Annotated in this window: 13 protein-coding genes (1 of these 13 cut by a window edge); 10 read left to right on the top strand and 3 right to left on the bottom strand. The window is 49.2% G+C overall.

What is annotated here, in order from left to right:
* Window positions 1-6: 6 nt before the first annotated feature.
* Window positions 7-957 carry an outer membrane protein assembly factor BamD gene (locus ACJJIR_RS18765; protein WP_444906458.1) on the bottom strand — a complete coding sequence of 317 codons (951 nt, stop codon included), beginning with the start codon at window positions 955-957 and terminating at the stop codon, window positions 7-9.
* A gap of 100 nt (window positions 958-1,057) precedes the next feature.
* Here ACJJIR_RS18765 and rluD point away from each other — a divergent pair, with 100 nt between their 5' ends.
* The 5 genes from rluD to ACJJIR_RS18740 all read left to right on the top strand — a co-directional run bounded on the left by rluD (window position 1,058) and on the right by ACJJIR_RS18740 (window position 10,141).
* The gene (gene rluD / locus ACJJIR_RS18760; RefSeq protein ID WP_444906457.1) at window positions 1,058-2,011 is read left to right on the top strand and encodes a 23S rRNA pseudouridine(1911/1915/1917) synthase RluD; all 954 of its coding nucleotides are present in this window, start codon (window positions 1,058-1,060) and stop codon (window positions 2,009-2,011) included.
* Window positions 2,012-2,086: 75 nt separating this feature from the next.
* Entirely contained in the window at window positions 2,087-2,854 is a 768-nt protein-coding gene (pgeF, locus tag ACJJIR_RS18755) for a peptidoglycan editing factor PgeF (RefSeq protein WP_444892744.1), read from the top strand.
* A gap of 285 nt (window positions 2,855-3,139) precedes the next feature.
* On the top strand, window positions 3,140-5,743 hold the full coding sequence (gene clpB / locus ACJJIR_RS18750) for an ATP-dependent chaperone ClpB (RefSeq protein WP_413664319.1): 2,604 nt from the start codon (window positions 3,140-3,142) through the stop codon (window positions 5,741-5,743).
* A 207-nt stretch (window positions 5,744-5,950) separates the two neighbouring features.
* On the top strand, window positions 5,951-7,057 hold the full coding sequence (locus ACJJIR_RS18745) for an efflux RND transporter periplasmic adaptor subunit (RefSeq protein WP_444895247.1): 1,107 nt from the start codon (window positions 5,951-5,953) through the stop codon (window positions 7,055-7,057).
* A gap of 18 nt (window positions 7,058-7,075) precedes the next feature.
* Window positions 7,076-10,141: an efflux RND transporter permease subunit gene (locus tag ACJJIR_RS18740; protein WP_444906456.1), complete on the top strand. Its 3,066-nt coding sequence runs from the start codon at window positions 7,076-7,078 to the stop codon at window positions 10,139-10,141.
* A 16-nt stretch (window positions 10,142-10,157) separates the two neighbouring features.
* Here the strand turns inward: ACJJIR_RS18740 and ACJJIR_RS18735 are convergent, their stop codons facing one another.
* A complete protein-coding gene (locus tag ACJJIR_RS18735; protein WP_444906455.1) occupies window positions 10,158-11,222 on the bottom strand; it encodes a helix-turn-helix domain-containing protein in 1,065 nt (354 codons plus the stop codon).
* Between the two features lie 255 nt (window positions 11,223-11,477).
* Here ACJJIR_RS18735 and ACJJIR_RS18730 point away from each other — a divergent pair, with 255 nt between their 5' ends.
* Window positions 11,478-12,695: a hypothetical protein gene (locus ACJJIR_RS18730; RefSeq protein ID WP_413664323.1), complete on the top strand. Its 1,218-nt coding sequence runs from the start codon at window positions 11,478-11,480 to the stop codon at window positions 12,693-12,695.
* A gap of 30 nt (window positions 12,696-12,725) precedes the next feature.
* Entirely contained in the window at window positions 12,726-13,805 is a 1,080-nt protein-coding gene (locus ACJJIR_RS18725) for a DUF4785 family immunoglobulin-like domain-containing protein (protein ID WP_444906454.1), read from the top strand.
* Between the two features lie 24 nt (window positions 13,806-13,829).
* On the opposite strand, the gene ACJJIR_RS18720 is transcribed toward ACJJIR_RS18725, so the two are convergent.
* Window positions 13,830-14,303, bottom strand: coding sequence for a DUF4124 domain-containing protein (locus tag ACJJIR_RS18720; protein WP_444906453.1), 474 nt, complete (start codon window positions 14,301-14,303; stop codon window positions 13,830-13,832).
* A gap of 451 nt (window positions 14,304-14,754) precedes the next feature.
* On the opposite strand from ACJJIR_RS18720, the gene ACJJIR_RS18715 reads away from it, so the two are divergent.
* The 3 genes in view from ACJJIR_RS18715 to ilvC are tightly spaced (at most 22 nt apart) and all read left to right on the top strand, a layout consistent with a single transcriptional unit that may run on beyond the window.
* Complete coding sequence (locus tag ACJJIR_RS18715; RefSeq protein WP_413664326.1) at window positions 14,755-16,491, top strand: acetolactate synthase 3 large subunit; 1,737 nt, start codon at window positions 14,755-14,757, stop codon at window positions 16,489-16,491.
* 11 nt (window positions 16,492-16,502) lie between these two features.
* Window positions 16,503-16,994, top strand: coding sequence for an acetolactate synthase small subunit (gene ilvN, locus ACJJIR_RS18710; RefSeq protein ID WP_282934340.1), 492 nt, complete (start codon window positions 16,503-16,505; stop codon window positions 16,992-16,994).
* 22 nt (window positions 16,995-17,016) lie between these two features.
* Window positions 17,017-17,300 carry the beginning of a ketol-acid reductoisomerase gene (gene ilvC, locus ACJJIR_RS18705; RefSeq protein ID WP_444906452.1) on the top strand. The gene runs 742 nt beyond the window's last position, so the window shows 284 of its 1,026 coding nt (coding positions 1-284); the start codon lies at window positions 17,017-17,019; the stop codon falls past the right edge of the window.

Raw genomic sequence — 17,300 nt, 5'->3', positions numbered from 1 at the left:
GATAAGTTACAGAAGCTCTGGAGGCAGGGGAGTCTCGTCCCGGTTGTATTCGGGATTATAGAGTTCCCGGCTGTCAAAGCCCCGCGGGTCAGATTTTTCAAACAGGCCCAGGGTAACCCTGTGCACTAGACTGCGGCCGCTCGGACCTTTGTAAAAGTCGTAGTTGAAAGTGCCATCTTCGTTAAAAGCGGGGTGCTTTGGATAGTTATTGCGCAGTACATCCAGGGCATTAGCCTCGAGATCTTGCATTTCCATCAAATGGTAACCTTGAACCATAACTGCCAGGGCATCGGGGATTGCGGGTGTCTGCTGGAAGTTTTCCACAATGTAGCGACCGCGATTGGCTGCTGCGAGGTAGGCGCCGCGCTTAAAGTAGTAGTTAGCCACATGAACTTCATAGCGGGCCAGCAGGTTACGCAAGTGGATCATGCGCTTTTGCGCGTCTGGAGCGTAGCGGCTTTCAGGGTAGCGGGCCATTAACTGGGAGAAATAAGCGAATGACTCTCGAGCCGATCCTGGATCGCGACTGGTCAAGTCGGTAGGCATAAAGCGCTCGAACAGGCCTGTGCCCTCAGTAAAGGAGGAGAGGCCCTTCATGTAGTAGGCGTAGTCGACATTGCGGTGCTGGGGGTGTAGGCGGATAAAGCGGTCTGCAGCGGCGATAGCAGCATCGTTTTCATAGTTGCGGTAGTAGGCATAGATCAGCTCAAGCTGAGCCTGTTCCGCGTAGTTGCCGAATGGGAAGTTGTCTTCCAGGGCTCGCAGGTTTCTGATGGCAAGATCCCACTGGCTGGTTCGCAGCTGTCGCTGGGCCATCTCGTAGTATGCCTGCTCTGTACGTGAACCTGTGGGTAGGCCCACTTCCGAATCATCTGTGTTGGCGCAGGCAACCAATATTGCGGACACCAAGGCCAGCCACAGCATTTTCCAGGTCTGCATAGCCCCTCGCTCTATCATTCTTACACTCTACCTTATTAAACTACCCACCAGTATTAACCTGGCGCGTCGGACATTTAACCACAGTCGCGGAGCTGCCCAAAGTATTTGCAATTGATTGATGATTGAACACCTAAAACTAGATATCCAAATTCCTGCCAATATGGCTGGTCGACGCTTAGACCAGGCCGCAGCCGAATTAATTCCCGATTTTTCGCGCGCGCGCCTCCAATCGTGGATCAAAGGCGGCCAGCTCACCTTAAACGGAGCCCCAGCTAAGGCCAAGGAAAAGCTCTTTGGCGGCGAGCTTATCCAGCTTCGCGCAGAGCTGGAACCCCAAGGTAGCTGGGCTGCCCAGGACCTCGACCTCAATATTATGTACGAAGATGACTGCCTGATGGTGGTCAATAAGCCCGCGGGCCTCGTAGTCCACCCCGCTGCCGGTAACCCCGACGGCACTCTGCTCAATGGCCTGCTTCATCACAATCCAGCCCAGGAGCTGATACCCCGAGCCGGTATTGTTCACCGGCTGGATAAGGACACCAGTGGCCTGATGGTTGTGGCTAAGACTTTGGCCGCTCAGACCCATCTCGTGGATCAATTAAAGCAGAGAACGGTGAGTCGACAGTATGATGCCTTGGTCCAAGGATATATCACCACTGCGGGTCGTGTTGATGCGCCCATCGGTCGGCATCGTCAAAATCGTCTCAAGATGGCTGTTTTGGACTTTGGCGGCAAAGAGGCGATCACTCATTATCGTGTACAGGAGCGTTACAGCGCTTACACGCTCTTACGCTGCAAGCTGGAAACCGGTCGTACTCATCAGATTCGGGTACACATGGCCCATATCAGGCACCCGCTCGTGGGAGATCCACTCTACGGAGGCCGCCCAAAGTTGCCTCCAGAGGCCTCGGCAGACCTTGTTGAAGCTCTCCAGAGCTTCCCTCGGCAGGCTCTGCATGCGGCTGAACTAGCTCTAGTACATCCCACCAGTGGACAGGACATGCATTGGTGTGCGCCAATGCCTGCTGACATGCAAGCACTGCTCGATCAGTTGCGCGCTGATGAGCCCTGAAGTACCGGTTATAAATTCGCCTGGGCACCTATCGCCGGTTCTCGAAAGGACAATTTCGCAAAGCAAGATATCTCAATGCCAAGTAACCACTACCTGATACCCGATTGGCCCGCACCCGCAGGGGTGAGGGCGGCGACGACGCTACGCACTGGGGGCCAAAGTTGTGGCCATTTCTCCTCCTTTAATCTGGCTGCTCACGTGGGGGACAAGGAGTCAGCTGTTACTGCCAATCGCCAACAGTTGAGGGAGGAGCTTGAGTTGCCCTCAGAACCGCAGTGGCTGGAGCAGATCCATAGCGACAAAGTAGTCGAGGCAAGTGATGACGCCTTAGTTCGAACCGCAGATGCCTGCTTTAGTATGAAAAGAGGTGTTGTCTGTGCCGTGCTAACCGCAGACTGTTTGCCTGTTTTGCTAAGCGATAAGAGTGGTAACCGCGTAGCAGCAGCCCATGCCGGGTGGCGCGGATTGGCCGGTGGTATATTGCGCAACACCGTACGCGCGATGAAGTGTGATCCTGAGGAGTTGATGGTTTGGTTGGGTCCAGCGATTGGTCCGGAGGCCTTTGAAACCGGAATCGATGTCCTCGAGGCATTCTTTGAAAATGCAATTAGCAGTCGACACACAGAAAAAATCGCTAGCTGTTTCCGCCCACACACTAAGAAACCACTGCACTTTTTAACAGATATCTACGCCCTGGCTCGCGCGGAGTTGGCAGAGCTGGGGATTGGCGAGGTGTACGGTGGGGGGCTCTGCACAATGTCAGAACCTGAGAAGTTTTTTTCCTACCGCAGGGAGTCTGAAACCGGTCGTATGGCAACTTTGATATGGCGAGATAAAGACTGAACTGAATTTCTAGATGGCTTATTTTTTTTCTGTGTAAGCCATTCGATAATATTGGGGCAGCTTGGGCAATTACAAGGCTGGGCGTTGACTGGGCTGTAAAAAATTATAAGAGATAGATTTGCCGCAAAACCACTTTGCATAGAATAAATGCCGCTATTGATTTAAATCATTGAAAACCCTTCCTGCGCCCCTATTTTACTTGTCAGTACCATAGCGAATGTAAAAGGCAAATTAGTGCCACTATTGCAGCGCTTCTGAAAAAATCGAGTAAAAGAGGTTTCGTTCATGCGAATTGACCGAATGACAAACCCGCTACAGGCGGCATTTGCTGATGCGCAATCCCTAGCGGTAGGGCGCGACCACAACCAGATTTATCCCGAGCACTTGATTCTGGCACTGCTTAACCAGAACAACGGAAGCGTACCCGCATTCCTGTCACAGGCGGGATTTAACCTAAACGGGTTGCGCAATGACCTTGCCAAGCGGTTGGATAGCCTGCCGCGGGTGACTTCCCCCACGGGTGATGTGGGGATGTCCCAGGAATTAATGCGCTTAATGAATCTCACGGACAAGCGAGCCCAACAAAATGGTGACAGTTTTATTTCCAGTGAAACTGTATTACTGGCGGCTTTCGACTCTGCGGCGGGAGAGATTTCCAAAATCCTAAATGCCAACGGCGACATTAAACAATTAGAGGCGGCAATTCAAAAAGTGCGTGGCGACGAAAAAGTGGATGACCCCAATGCGGAAGAAGCGCGCCAGGCGCTGGATAAATATACTCTCGACCTGACCGAGAGGGCTCTGGCCGGCAAGCTTGACCCGGTGATCGGCCGCGATGATGAAATACGGCGGACGATTCAAGTCTTACAGCGGCGTACCAAGAATAACCCTGTGCTAATTGGTGAGCCGGGTGTTGGTAAAACTGCCATTGTTGAAGGGCTCGCTCAACGTATCGTCAATGGTGAAGTGCCGGAAGGGTTAAAGGACAAACGTCTTCTTTCCCTGGATTTGGGGGCATTGTTGGCGGGCGCAAAATTTCGTGGAGAATTTGAAGAGCGATTAAAAGCGGTACTCAACGAATTATCCAAACAGGAAGGTCGCATTATTCTCTTTATCGATGAGATCCACACGATGGTGGGTGCCGGTAAAGCTGAGGGGGCCATGGATGCGGGAAATATGCTGAAGCCCGCTTTGGCCCGCGGGGAATTACATTGTGTCGGTGCAACCACTCTGGATGAGTATCGGCAATATATTGAAAAAGATGCAGCGCTTGAGCGGCGTTTCCAAAAAGTGCTGGTTGATGAACCAACTGAAGAGGATACGGTTGCGATTCTGCGCGGATTAAAAGAACGCTACGAAGTACACCACGGTGTTGATATTACCGACTCTGCAATTATTGCGGCGACAAAATTATCGCAGCGTTACATCACTGATCGTCAATTACCAGATAAAGCGATTGATCTTATTGATGAGGCCGCCAGCCGGATACGCATGGAGATCGACTCTAAACCGGAATCCATGGATAAATTGGAGCGCCGTTTAATTCAATTAAAGATTGAACGTGAGGCAGTAAAAAAGGATACGGATGATGAGGCGACTAAAAAACGCCTGTCGAAACTGGAAGAAGAGATTCTACAACTGGAGCGGGAATACTCCGACCTTGAAGAGGTTTGGAAGGCGGAGAAGGCACAGCTTGCCGGCAGCCATGACCTCAAGGAAAAGCTCGAGCAGGCCAAGCTCGATATGGAGTCCGCACGGCGTGCAGGTGATCTCAATAGAATGTCTGAATTACAGTACGGTGTAATTCCACAACTTGAACAACAGCTTAAAAGTGCCGCTACCGCTGAAGCTTCTGAAGAACCCCGCCTGCTGCGCAATCGGGTTACCGATGAAGAGGTGGCTGAAGTGGTATCTCGCTGGACGGGTATTCCTGTATCTAAGATGCTCGAAGGTGAGCGTGAAAAGCTACTGCGAATGGAAGATGAGTTACACAAGCGGGTCATCGGACAGGGGGAAGCGGTGGAAGCGGTTGCTAATGCCGTACGCCGCTCGAGGGCGGGGCTAGCTGATCCCAACCGACCCAATGGCTCATTCTTGTTCCTCGGCCCAACCGGTGTGGGTAAGACGGAATTATGCAAGGCATTGGCTCAGTTCTTGTTTGACACAGAAGACGCCATGGTGCGTATCGATATGTCGGAATTTATGGAGAAGCACTCTGTGGCCCGACTGATTGGCGCACCTCCCGGATATGTAGGTTATGAAGAAGGGGGATACCTGACTGAAGCGGTGCGGAGAAAACCCTATTCTGTTGTGCTATTAGACGAAGTGGAGAAAGCGCATCCCGATGTATTCAATATTCTTTTACAGGTTCTTGATGATGGCCGCCTGACCGACGGCCAGGGGCGCACGGTAGACTTTCGTAATACCGTTGTCGTAATGACTTCAAACCTTGGCTCAGATTTAATTCAAAAATACGCCACAGCTGAAAATGGTGATGACCTGGACGCTGAAATTCGTTATCGACAGATGAAAAGTGCGGTGATGGAAGTGGTGGGGAACCATTTCAGGCCAGAGTTCATAAATCGTATTGACGAAGTGGTTGTTTTCCATCCACTGGATAAGGCAGAAGTACGCTCTATTGCCGAAATTCAGTTGCAACAACTTTGCCGTCGACTGACAGAGAGGGACCTGAAATTAGAGGTATCTGAAAGTCTGCTGGATAAATTAGCAGAAGTTGGGTTCGATCCCGTTTATGGTGCACGGCCATTAAAGCGTGCTATTCAGGTATGGCTGGAGAACCCGCTGGCGCAAGATGTTCTCGCCGGTAAGTTTTCCCCTGGAGCAACGATCCACGCGGATGTTGAAGGCGATAAAGCCGTATTCCGATAAAAAATCACTTGGGGGTGCCATATAGTGCACCCCTAAACTCCCACCGATTCCTCACTCTCTCCATATCTATACTCACAGGTGCGCTAATCCGTTTGTTCGGATATTTACGTAGAGGGGCACCCCTCCGTAGCGCATAGTTTCCCTTGCAAGTATCAGTTTATAGTTTTTATTGACGACACCTTACGGGGGCCTGATATCAGTAAGCGTATGTTGCTAATGCTGCTGGGATGCCTTTTGCTCTTCGGCGGAATTTTTGCTTATAAATTAATTGGCAGGCATATGGTGAATCAGTTCATAGACAACTTAGCCCTGCCTGCGGCCACAGTGACTTCAGCAACCGCCCAGTTTCAATATTGGAAGGAAGACCTGAGAGGAATAGGCACCATTCGAGCTGTTAATGGTGTAGAGGTTACTACCGAAGCTCAGGGGGTTATCAGCGCTATTCACTTCAAGTCGGGCCAGCATGTTAGGAAGGGCGATTTATTGGCGGAAATTTTTGCTGAACCGGAAAAGGCGCAGTTGCAGGTGTTGGATGCAGAGCTTCGCTTGGCCCGTCGTAATTACGTGCGGATCAAGACTCTGCTGGGGCGAGGTGTAACAACCGAAGCAGATTTGGATAGCGCTCGCAGTACTTTGGACCAGGTGGTTGCCAATATAGAAGTGCAGCGGGCCAGGGTGGATCAGCGAGTTATCGTGGCGCCTTTTAGTGGAGTACTGGGAATTCGACAAATCGATCTTGGGCAGAATGTAAGCCCGGGGGAGTCTGTTGTTTCTCTACAGCAACTTGATCCTATTTTTGTTGATTTTTCCCTCCCTGAACAAAAATATGCCTTGGTTAAGGCTGGGCTTGCTATTCAGTTGACAACAGATGCTTTCCCTAAAAATACCTACGAAGGAAGAATTACTGCTGTTGACCCTCAGGTGGATAGTGCAAGTAGGAACTTTCTGATTCAAGCTACTCTGAAAAACCCCCAACACGATTTACGTCCTGGGATGTTTGCCCAGGTATCCGTAAAGATAAGTGCACAGCGAAAAGTGCTCGTTATTCCCAGAACCGCATTGGCTTTTGCTCCCTATGGGGTGGCGGTTTTTGTGTTGGAGCCCGATAAAGATGGCGAGCATATGATCGCAGTTAAACGGTTTGTGAAAACTGGTGAGGAGCGTGGGGATCTAGTTGAAATTACACAAGGACTTTTGGTGGGGGACATAGTGGCTAGCAGCGGACTACTCAAACTTCGCAATGGAGAGAAAGCGGTTATCAATAATCAGAATCAACCCCCAGAAAGCGCAGACCCCACACCGGAAAATAGTTAAACCTGGAATTTATAGGTTGTGAATTTCACAGAGATTTTCATTCGAAAGCCAGTGTTGGCCTGCGTAGTCAGCCTATTTATTTTTCTATTGGGTTTAAGGTCGCTAACGGAATTAAATGTCAGGCAGTACCCGGAACTTGAAAATGCAGTTATTACAGTAACCACCGTTTATGTCGGTGCCGACTCAGATCTAGTGCAGGGGTTTATTACTACGCCGCTTGAGCAAGAGATTGCTACTGCAGATGGTATCGATTACATGGTCTCCACCAGCGTGCAAGGTCTCTCGACGATAAACGTTTATGTACGTTTTGATTACGATCCAAATGAAGTGTTAACTCAGGTCGTTGCCAAGGTAAATAAGCTGCGCAGTGAATTGCCTGATGAATCAGAGGATTCCAGCGTGGAAATGCAGCAGGGAGAAACCACTGCTGCAATGTACCTTTCTTTTTCCTCAAATATTCTCGCTAATAATCAAATTACGGATTATCTGACACGCGTTGTTCAACCTAAATTGGCGACTATAGCTGGTGTGCAGCGAGCTCGCCTTTTGGGTGACAGTACTTTTGCAATGAGAGTCTGGTTAAAGCCGACAGAGATGGCGGCATTGGAAGTCACACCTGCAGATATTTCTGATGCGCTTAGGGATAATAATATTCTGTCGGCAGTTGGTTCGACAAAGGGAACCCGTGTGGCACTGGAAATACGTGCGGATACAGATATTGCACGTCAATTGGATTTCCGCAAGCTAGTGGTTAGAGCCGATGGGGATAAGTTGGTTCGTCTAGGTGAAGTGGCGGAGATAGAGTTAGGAGCTGAATCCTATGACAGCTCTGTGACTTTTAACGGACAATCGGCCACTTTTATTGCTATTGAGGTGGCACCCGATGCGAACTCCCTTGATGTTATTAAAAAAGTACGCGAGGAGTTGGAGCAGAAAATTTTTCCACAGTTGCCAGAGGGTATGCTAGGCGAGATTCCTTACGACAGTACTGAATATATTCAGGACTCCATTGAAGAAGTCGTCAAAACAATTGTTGAAGCAGTATTTATAGTAATTTTGGTGATTTATTTGTTTCTGGGGTCAGTTCGCAGCGTATTGATTCCAGCAATTGCACTGCCGCTTTCTCTCGTCGGTGCATTCTTTTTAATGTTTTTAATGGGATTTTCCATCAATTTACTCACATTGCTAAGCATGGTTCTGGCTATCGGAATTGTTGTTGATGATGCCATCATTGTTTTGGAAAATGTCCATCGACATATAGAAGAGGGCTTGCCTCCAAAAGAGGCTGCGATCGTAGGGGCTCGAGAGTTGGCATGGCCTGTAGTGGCTATGACTACGACGCTAATTGCAGTGTATATTCCTATTGGTTTTCTCGGTGGTTTAACCGGGACCCTATTCATAGAGTTTGCATTCTCCCTAGCTGGCGCCGTATTACTGTCTGGAGTGGTCGCTCTTACTTTATCCCCCATGATGGCCTCGAAAATATTAAAGCCTCGCGATGGTGGAAGTACCCGGTTTGAAATTTGGCTGGAACGCCAATTTAATCGACTTCAGACGAGATTTGAAAAATCGCTCCATTCTTCTCTTGATGAGCGCCGAGTTATTTTGGTTTTCGGCTTAATTGTATTGATAAGTTGTTACTTCTTATTTGTGACGTCCCCTCAAGAGCTTGAACCTACAGAGGATAGGGGGCTTGTTCTTACAATTTCTACTGCCGATGCTTACGCAACTTTAGATTATGTTGAACAGTACAGTGGTGAACTTAATGTCATTGCTGAGAGATTTACTGAGGTTGAAAATCTTTTTCTGCTTAATGGGGCGGGCACCTTCAGTAGTGGTGTTAATAATGCGGTAGCCGGGTTTGTTTTGGCTCCCTGGGAAGGGAGAGACCGAGATACGGAAAAGATGCAGGAGTTGATTAGCAGTGATGTGCAGCAAATAGCCGGGCTAAAAATAGCTGTAGTGGTGCCACCAAGTCTGCCAACTGCGGGAGGGCAGCTTCCGGTTGAATTTGTTATCGGTTCTACAGAGCCCATGGAGAATCTGGCATCGGTGGCAAGCGATATTATGACCCGAGCTCTTGAGAGTCGAAAATTTATTTTTCTCGATTCTGATCTGAAAATTGATAAACCAAAAATTGTAATAGAAATTGATCGTGATAAAGCGGCCAGTATGGGTGTGGAAATGGTGGACTTGAGTCGTGACTTAGGTGCGATGTTATCCGGAGCTTATGTCAACCGTTTTTCCCTGGATAATCGCAGTTATAAAGTTATCCCTCAAGTCGAGAGAGTTGACCGCCTAACCCCTGATCAGTTGGAGCAATATTATATTCGGGCGGTAAACGACAAGTTGGTTCCTGTGAGTACTTTGATAAGGCTCACGGAAACTGTTGAACCACAGCAACTAAAGCGATTTCAACAGTTAAATGCCGTCACTATTTCGGGTGTGCCACGCCCTGGAATTACGTTGGGTGAAGCACTGATGGTGTTGGATAATGCGGCAAAAGAAATCTTACCGGTCGAGTATTCTGTGGACTACTCGGGGCAGTCCAGACAATTCAAAACTGAAGGATCAGATTTGGTGGTTACCTTTTTCTTTGCCTTGATAGTAATTTATTTGGTGCTGGCTGCTCAATTTGAATCATGGCGCGATCCCTTGATTATGTTGGTCACCGTACCGATGAGTGTTTGCGGAGCGATGATTTTTGTCAGTCTAGGATTGACGACTCTCAATATTTACACGCAAGTGGGCCTGGTTACCCTGATTGGGGTTATTTCCAAACACGGCATTCTGATAGTGGAGTTTGCCAATAAGTTACAGCTCTCAGGGCTTGATAAGCGATCAGCGATTGAGCAGGCCACTTCAATCCGTTTGCGACCGATTTTAATGACTACCGCATCTCTGGTTTTGGCGATGGTTCCATTGTTAATAGCGTCGGGGCCAGGAGGAGGAGCAAGGTTTGCAATGGGCTTGGTAGTGGCGACCGGTATGACAATTGGAACGTTATTTACTTTATTTGTCGTGCCGGCGATGTATATGTATCTTGGGCGGAATTTTGAGGCGGAGGCTGTAGCGGCCTCCTGAGTTTCTTTACACTTATTTACGCTTCGAAAATATCTCTGTCGACATTGCTGCGACGGAACTCGGAAGGGGTGACTCCCTCATGTTTTTTAAAGAAGCGAGTAAATACCGCTCGTTCGGCAAAATGAAGTTGTACCGCAATACTTTCTACGGAATCCTTGGTTGAGAGAAGGAGTTTCTTGGTCAGAGATAGCGTAACACTGTCTTTAAGCTGCTGGAATGTTACTCCCTGTTCTCTCAATCTGCGCTGTAAAGTGCGGCCGCTGGTGCGGAAGTGGGCTGCGGCTTGTTTGATAGTGATTTCTTCACTGAGCAAGTGCTTCTCGAGCCAGGCTCGCAAACTGGCTGCCAGGTTATAGCTGGTTAAAGTGTTGTGTAGAACTGCTTTTAATATATTTCGGCTTTGGCTGCGAATGATTTTATGGTAACTGGGTATAGGGAAGTCCAGTATCTGGGAGCCCAGGATAATCGCATTTTCATCAGCGGAAAACTCAATTGGGCACTGGAAAATCCTCTTGTGGATAGAGTCATCTTCTGGTTTTTCACTGCGTAACTTTAATCCCTGGACCTCGGGAAACCTGGGGTTAAGAGTGCGCAAGAGATCTACTCCACGACTCATCAGCATTTCAGCAATAAAATGATTGACCGGAGCGCTAAAGAGTTCCTGCTGCCAGTTGAGTGTGAGCACTTCCGCATCGGCTTCCTGGTAAGTCTGGAACCGCAGGAGGGGGGCCAGAGTTTGTGAGAGCACAATTTCTGCAGGGCGAAAGATCTCCCTCGGCCGTCTCAAGGAGGGCTGAGCTTCGATAATAGTTTCTTCAAGCCAAAGCATAATTGGGAAGCGACTAAAGCTGAGGCCTGGTGAGGTAACAGGGGATAGCGCCAGTATGCTTTCAATTAGAGCATTGAATTCACTGTAATTGAGCCATTCACTCTCTCCTGGATTCCAGCTAAATGAGAATGGCAATCGTTCAATTAGCGTCTCGGTGGGGATGCCGAGCCTGGCGGCGGCAACCACAAAGTAAGGCGCAAATATCTTGGGCACGCCGGCATGGCCGGACATATTTTTATTTTGGTCTCTCATGACTTACTGCCGTCCGGGTGGCGTTGCCGGCATCATAGCAAAGGCGCCTCAAAGCACGAGTATAAATTGAGGAATATGACGAATTGGTCGCTTCGCGTGGCGGATTCGACCCCCCTCTGGCGCCTTTAATCCTATTCCCTAATAGAGCGTAAAGGATAAGTTTTAGTCGTCTGCTGTACATTGCGTTATTCAGATTTTTTAAAACTCTTCAGTCACAAGAGTTACCACTTACTAAAACAATAAAGGAAAATAACAATGGCACTGTCTAAAAGGCTGGGTACAAGCCTGTCTATTTTTTTCTCGGCGATAATTGGAGCTTCATCAGCGGTAGCGGAAAACTGCTATATCCTGGTTCATGGACACGGAGTCGAAGGACACACTACAAGTGAAAGTAATGATGGGAGTTTAGTGCAGCCAGCACTGGACTATTGGAGTGAGGCGGTTTTCGACGAATATTCTAGCAGTGATTTTATTGAGCAATTGTTAGTTGATGGCGGCAATTACGGCGTTGTCGGTTATAACTCAACTGATGAAGGTGAATTTCCCTATTGGCATGATGAGACTGCGGGTGAAATTGCTCGTCAAATTATAGAGATCCGCTCTGGCCAGGGAGATCGGTTTGAACACGAAAACCAGTGCTCAGCAGAGGACACTTTCTGGATTATTTCCCACAGCCAGGGTGCCGCTCAAATGATGTATATCGCGGGTAACGCTGTTGAAGGATCTCCATACTACAATCGCGCCTACAACCAGTTCGATAGCAATACAGAAATTCAAGAAGTAAAAAAATGTTCCACGACTTGGTATGGCAGTAAATCCTGTAAAACGGTTGAAGAAGAAGTTCGAGTTGCCGGGCTTAACGAGAGCTACGCAGTGAGCGTTGATTTTGATGCGGCTATCAGCGGTGTTGCTGCAATATTCACCACAGGAGGTGCAATTACCGGTACTGAAGGCGTTGATCGGATATGTAATGGAAGCTGGTATGACGATTTGGTCAATGCACTATTTCTTGGGCGTGAGTGTTCGGCGGTTCGCTATATGCAGACTAATGATGTTTACACTGTGAGAAATTATGTAGGGACTAATCTCGGTGCGCCGGTGTACACCATTGGGGGTTATGCGGGCTTCCCAGGTGTGGAAAGTGCTACCTCCATGCTGCTGAATGGTGAGGATGACGGTTACATTAATTTGGCTTCGCAAATGAACTGTTCCGGATCTGCCAAGCGCAACCTGTGGTCGAATCTCAAAGAATATGAAACCCTGTTTGGCGTAGCTTACGGCAGCGCGATTTTCTCTTGTGATAACGACAGTAAAGGCACTGCTCGATCTTACAATTTGGCCAGTATCTATACAGATCATGATGCGCAGCGTAACGGTGGTATTCTATCCCCCGATTATGATTCTATTCCCGATGGACTGGACTGTGGTTCAGGAAAGAACAGCGCGGGTAGAATCTCAGCCTGCACAAATTAACTAAAAAAATAAAAGGCTTCGGAGGTATTGATGTCCACATCAAGCAAAGATCGCTCAAAGGCCCGGCTGGCAGGCTGGGGTGTACTGGCCGTAGTTACTGGATTGGTGGGTTACTGGGCCCTGGCTGGTGGTGAAGAGGCGACGCCCGCTGTTGTAGCCAAAGCAAAAGCTGAAGAGCAATCTATCCGAAGCCGCAAGCCTGATAACGTTAAGCCGGCGGAACTGGAGCAAGAGGAAGAGGATCAGTCTGTAAAACTATGGAAGGGAATTCAGTCCCTGCCCAACAAGACTGAGTTACACGAATCCATTCTCTCGGATCTGGCCCGCTTTCATCGCTATCCGCCAGAAAACCGAGCAATTAAAACTCCTGAACAGGACCCGATTACTCAGACATTTGCGGTGGATGAAAGAACCACTCACAGTGAGGAAGGGGATTCTCTGACTATATGGACAGATGAAAAGTTTTATTTGCGTGGGGATACTATTCGGGTTTTTGCCTATCAGGCCGATAGTGATGGAGATCGGGTCAGTGCTGACCTGACTGCGCTGTTGGTTTACGAAGACCAACAAGTCGTGGGTACCTTGGCTTTTAGTGATTCGGATGGAGACTTAGTCTACGAAGTATTGATGGAGGCGGGCTCCTTTAATAGCCAGGTGCTGGAAGCGGGCATTTTTAAGGTCATTGTGGATACGGATATTGATGGTCTCCGAGATGCGGCAGCATTCACCCTATCTGAAGATACGGGAAGCTATACGGGCTCGTTGCGGGATTCCGTTACCGCCGATGGCAATTTATTAATTGAGGCGGAAGTCGATATCAGCAGAGAGGGGCGCTACTATTTTCAGGGCTCCCTTTATAACGATGAGCAATCCCCGATAGGCACAACGCAAAATGCTCTTGAGTTAACGGCGGGGCGGCACTGGGTTCCCCTGGAGTTTTACGGGCTCTTAATTCGCGATGCCGGGCAGGACGGCCCCTATCTGGTGAAGCAATTGAGTATTGCCAGGGTGACGGTACCTATGGCCAGGGATAGTGCTTTTGAACCAGGCTATTACACTGAACGCTATAGCCTGGATCAATTTACTGATAGTCCCTACCGTGAGCCTTAGGAATAGGTATCGTCAGAGGGGCGACTAGCAGTTTTTCTTGATTTGCTCCCGGGCTTTGGTAATGCGTTCTTGCCGCTCATCTTCTCCGAGCCTGCGATAGTTTCCATCTTTATCTTTTTCGCGCACTCTCGCGTGTGTGGTCAGGCTCTTAAGGTTCTTTTGGTACGCGACACAGAGCTCTGCTCGTTTTGCTGCCTCTTCTTTAGCTCTGGCCTCTTGTTGTCTCTGGTGCTCAGCGTCGGGCAGCTGTTCTTCCTTTGACTGTTGAGGTACTTGAGGTGCATTTTTCTGTGCTTCACGTGCGGCTATCGCATTTTGTTCAGCTTCCCATTTCTTATAGCGCTCTGACTTGGGCTTTTTGATCACGTCCACTTGAGCGTCTCCTGGAGGTTGCTCACCGAAGTGGACAACACCATTCTCATCTACCCATTTATAGATGCCGTCGGCTTGAGTGGTCGTAGCTGTTACTGCAATCAATAGCGCCAGTAAGATGCGCATGGTGCTTACCCCTTGTGTTGATGTTCCTTCCGTCCCCTTATTGTACCGGTACTGGCGGGTTTTCCTGTAACTGTCTTAACACTTTCGCAGACACCTATTGACAGCTAGGACTCAATTGGCAAAATCGGGGGTTTACTCAGTGACTAGATTTCACCGCAAACCCGTGGTTTTGAGTCTAACCCTGGTGGAACATCCTCCATCGAAATTCCACTGAGTGGCCCTCCCCACCCCTGGAGGCCTGCTAACCCCGTAGTGAACCTTTGTAGATTTACTTGGGGTTGGGTGTTTATGCGCGATCAGTTCATCCTAAAAATCGGCAGCTAAACACGCAACAGGCTGATATTTGTCACCATTTTCCCCTATAATTGCTGCCTGGCATTCTTGCTAGTAGGCGTTTTATACGTTTTCGGTGATGGCTATCCTATAAAACAGGAAAATTGAGGAGACTCAAGTGGAATTACTTTCCGGCGGCGATATGTTGGTTCGCGCGCTGCAGGATGAAGGGGTGGATCTGATTTTTGGATACCCGGGCGGCTCAGCGTTACATATCTATGATGCTATTTTTCGGCAGAAGTCGATAAAGCATATTCTCGTGCGTCACGAGCAGGGTGCGACCCATGCTGCCGATGGCTATGCACGGTCTACTGGTAAGGCGGGTGTGGTACTGGTGACGTCTGGTCCCGGTGCTACGAACGCGATTACTGGCATCGCAACGGCCTATATGGATTCTATCCCTATGGTGGTGATATCTGGCCAGGTACCCAGGGATAAGATCGGTGAGGATGCGTTTCAGGAAACAGATATGGTCGGTTGCTCGCGACCGATCGTGAAGCACAGCTTTTTGGTAAAAAATGCTGAAGATATTCCTACGATCGTCAAAAAGGCATTTTTTATCGCCAATACTGGCCGTCCCGGTCCCGTAGTGATCGATGTTCCAAAGGATGTAACCAACCCGGCGGAGAGATTCCCCTACCACTACCCTGAAAAATTGCGGATGCGCTCCTATACCCCAGCAGGTAAGGGGCATAGCGGCCAGATTCGCAAAGCGATTGCTATGTTGCTATCAGCTCGCCGCCCGGTGATTTATGCCGGCGGGGGAGTGGTGCAGGGTGGCGGCGCCGAGCTTCTCACCGAGCTGGCTAGAAAGTTGAACTACCCGGTGACTAATACCTTGATGGGGCTCGGAGCATTTCCTGGAAGTGACAGGCGTTTCTTGGGAATGCTCGGTATGCACGGCACTTTCGAGGCAAATACAGCCATGCATCACGCCGACGTTATTCTGGCTGTAGGTGCACGCTTTGATGACCGGGTGACTAATACTCCAGGCAAATTCTGCCCGGGTGCCAAAATTATTCATATCGACGTCGATCCGGCTTCGATCTCTAAAACGATTGTTGCCGATATCCCGATTGTTGGCACGGTCCAGGCTGTCCTTCGGGAGATGCTCGAAGCGTTGAAAGCCAACGATGAGCAGCCGGATCACTCCGCGATAGTTGACTGGTGGCGCCAAATCGATGATTGGCGTGAGCGTCACGGGCTCTACACGGCTCCTCGTTATCAGACTAATGGTGCTCTGATAATGCCGCAGGATGTGATCAAGGCGGTGTATGACATTACTGAGGGTGATGCTTTTGTGACATCCGATGTAGGGCAACACCAGATGTTTGCTGCGCAATATTACCTGTTTGATAAGCCGCGCCGCTGGATTAACTCCGGTGGGCTGGGGACTATGGGTTTCGGCTTACCGGCAGCCTTGGGGGTGAAAATAGCCCACCCGGATAAAGAGGTTGTGTGCGTAACTGGCGAGGGAAGTATCCAGATGTGTATTCAGGAGCTTTCTACGGCTACCCAATATCATCTGCCAGTAAAAATCCTCTGCCTTAACAACCAGGCTCTGGGGATGGTGAAGCAGTGGCAGGAGATGCAATATGAAGGAAGGCTTTCCAATAGTGTTTACGAGGAATCGCTGCCTGACTTTGTGAAACTCGCCGAGGCATACGGTCACGTCGGGGTGAAAGTGGAGCGTCGTGAAGACCTGCACAACAAGTTGCAAGAAGCTTTTGCAATTAAGGATCGCACTGTATTTATCGACGTATACGTCGACCCATCTGAGCATGTCTATCCCATGCAAGTGCTACCAAATGGCTCCATGCGTGACATGTGGCTGAGCAAAACTGAGAGAACTTAAAGGGTAGGGCGATGCGTAGAATAATTTCGGTTCTGATGGAGAATGAACCTGGGGCATTGTCCCGTGTTGTTGGCTTGTTTTCCCAGCGTGGCTACAACATTGAAAGCCTCACCGTGGCGCCTACTGAGGATGCGACTTTATCGCGTCTCACTTTGGTGACGATTGGTGACGATCACAAGATTGAGCAAATTACCAAGAACCTAAACAAGCTTATTGACGTTGTGAAATTGGTGGACCTCACTGAAGGCTCTCATATCGAGCGGGAGCTGCTATTGGTGAAAGTGCGAGCCAATGGTGCCCAACGCGATGAGGTGAAGCGCAGTGTCGATATTTTTCGCGGGCAGATCGTCGATGTCACCAGCAGTATGTACACGGTACAGGTGGCAGGAACTGGCGAAAAACTCGATGCGTTCCTCCAGGCGCTGGGGGAGCACACAATTATGGAAGTGGTGCGATCCGGAGTTTCCGGGATTGCCCGCGGTGAAAAAGTATTAAGTGTATAGAGCAAAAAGCAGGAATTGAGCGATGCAAGTTTATTACGACAAAGATTGTGACCTTTCTTTAATTCAGGGAAAAACAGTAGCCATTATTGGTTATGGATCTCAAGGTCATGCCCATGCCAATAACCTGAAAGACTCTGGTGTAGCAAATGTTGTTGTTGGGTTACGCGAGGGGTCTGCTTCCTGGAAAAAGGCTGAAGGCGCGGGCTTGAAGGTAGCTGAAGTTGTCGATGCGGTGAAAGATGCCGACGTGGTTATGATTCTCGCTCCGGATGAATACCAGGCGAACATTTACAAAGAGCAAGTTGC

It is taken from the genome of Microbulbifer maximicatervae (SeqCode) (assembly GCF_052467385.1).
Note: the sequence above shows the minus strand (reverse complement) of the source record. Positions and strands in the feature narration are given on the sequence as shown.

Excerpts from the sequence above, each read along its gene's own strand:
- ACJJIR_RS18765 (WP_444906458.1), bottom strand. The coding sequence starts at position 957 with ATGATAGAGCGAGGGGCTATGCAGACCTGGAAAATGCTGTGGCTGGCC.
- rluD (WP_444906457.1), top strand. The coding sequence starts at position 1,058 with ATGATTGAACACCTAAAACTAGATATCCAAATTCCTGCCAATATGGCT.
- pgeF (WP_444892744.1), top strand. The coding sequence starts at position 2,087 with ATGCCAAGTAACCACTACCTGATACCCGATTGGCCCGCACCCGCAGGG.
- clpB (WP_413664319.1), top strand. The coding sequence starts at position 3,140 with ATGCGAATTGACCGAATGACAAACCCGCTACAGGCGGCATTTGCTGAT.
- ACJJIR_RS18745 (WP_444895247.1), top strand. The coding sequence starts at position 5,951 with ATGTTGCTAATGCTGCTGGGATGCCTTTTGCTCTTCGGCGGAATTTTT.
- ACJJIR_RS18735 (WP_444906455.1), bottom strand. The coding sequence starts at position 11,222 with ATGAGAGACCAAAATAAAAATATGTCCGGCCATGCCGGCGTGCCCAAG.
- ACJJIR_RS18730 (WP_413664323.1), top strand. The coding sequence starts at position 11,478 with ATGGCACTGTCTAAAAGGCTGGGTACAAGCCTGTCTATTTTTTTCTCG.
- ACJJIR_RS18725 (WP_444906454.1), top strand. The coding sequence starts at position 12,726 with ATGTCCACATCAAGCAAAGATCGCTCAAAGGCCCGGCTGGCAGGCTGG.
- ACJJIR_RS18720 (WP_444906453.1), bottom strand. The coding sequence starts at position 14,303 with ATGCGCATCTTACTGGCGCTATTGATTGCAGTAACAGCTACGACCACT.
- ilvN (WP_282934340.1), top strand. The coding sequence starts at position 16,503 with ATGCGTAGAATAATTTCGGTTCTGATGGAGAATGAACCTGGGGCATTG.